We start from the raw sequence: 1,305 nt of genomic DNA on the forward strand, positions 1-1,305 counted from the left end.
CGGTCCGGAATACATCCTGCCCAAGCCCTTCGATCCGCGCCTGATCGTCGAGGTGTCGTCGGCCGTCGCCAAGGCCGCCATGGACAGCGGCGTCGCCACCCGGCCGATCGCCGATTTCCGCGCCTACCGCGACCAGCTGAACCAGTATGTCATCCGCTCCGGCCTGTTCATGAAGCCGGTCATCACCAAGGCCAAGACCGCGCCCAAGCGCGTCGTCTATGCCGAGGGCGAGGATCCGCGCGTGATCCGCTGCGCCCAGGTGGTGGTCGACGATGGCCTCGCCCATCCGGTGCTGATCGGCCGCCGCGAGGTGATCGAGAAGGTGATCGCCGAAATGGGCCTGCGCCTGAAGATCGGCCAGGATGTGGAGGTCATCGAGATCATCCGCGACCCGCGCTATCACAACTTCACCGAACATTACCGCAAGCTGATGGGCCGCCGCGGCGTGTCGCCCAGCCATGCCGCCAACGTGGTCCGCACCCAGCCGACGGTTTTCGGCGCGCTGATGGTCCGCCGCGGTGAGGCCGACGCGCTGGTCTGCGGCACCACCGGCCGCTTCAACGAGCATTGGGCCCACATCTGCGGCCTGATCGGCCTGCGCGAGGGCGTGAAGGTCGCCGCGACGATGAACGCGCTGATCTCGCAGAGGGGCGTTCATTTCATCACCGACACCTACGTCAACCCCGATCCGACCGCCGAGCAGGTGGCCGAGATCGCCCGGCTGGCGGCGGACGAGGTGAAGCGTTTCGGCATCGAGCCGAAGGTGGCCCTGCTGTCTCATTCCAACTTCGGCAGCGCCGACACCCCGTCCGCCCGCAAGATGCGCGCGGCGGTGGAACTGGCATCCGAACAGATGCCCGATGTCGAAATCGACGGCGAAATGCACGCCGATGCCGCTCTCGCTCCCGCCATCCGCAAGGAGCTGCTGCCCGACAGCCGCCTGAAGGGAGAGGCGAACCTGCTGGTGATGCCGACGCTGGACGCCGCCAACATCGCCTTCAACATGATGAAGATCCTGGGCGAGGCGCAGAATGTCGGCCCGATCCTGCTGGGCGTCCAGCGGCCGGTCCACATCGTCACCCCGTCGGTCACCACCCGCGGTCTGGTCAACATGACCGCCGTCGCCGTGGTCGACGCCCAGCTCGCCGAGCCGGTCAACGCCGCCCCGACCCCGCGGGCCGGCGTGGGGGTGTAAGGCGGGAATGACAGCGGGCGCGGTGATCGCCGCGCCCCATTTCGTGCTATNCCTTACCGCAGCCAACCGAACCGGCACGGGACATGAGCAACCAGCGCAACACGGGCCAG

The 1,305-nt window shown here is 67.6% G+C and carries 1 protein-coding gene; it reads left to right on the top strand.

Going from position 1 to position 1,305, the window contains the following annotated elements; translation table 11 throughout:
* Positions 1–1,195 (top strand): phosphate acyltransferase (locus I71_RS07440; RefSeq protein WP_042693343.1); only part of this gene is annotated, 1,195 nt, incomplete at its 5' end.
* Positions 1,196–1,305: the final 110 nt, after the last annotated feature.

Source organism: Azospirillum sp. B506 (assembly GCF_000333595.1).
Lineage (GTDB): Bacteria > Pseudomonadota > Alphaproteobacteria > Azospirillales > Azospirillaceae > Azospirillum.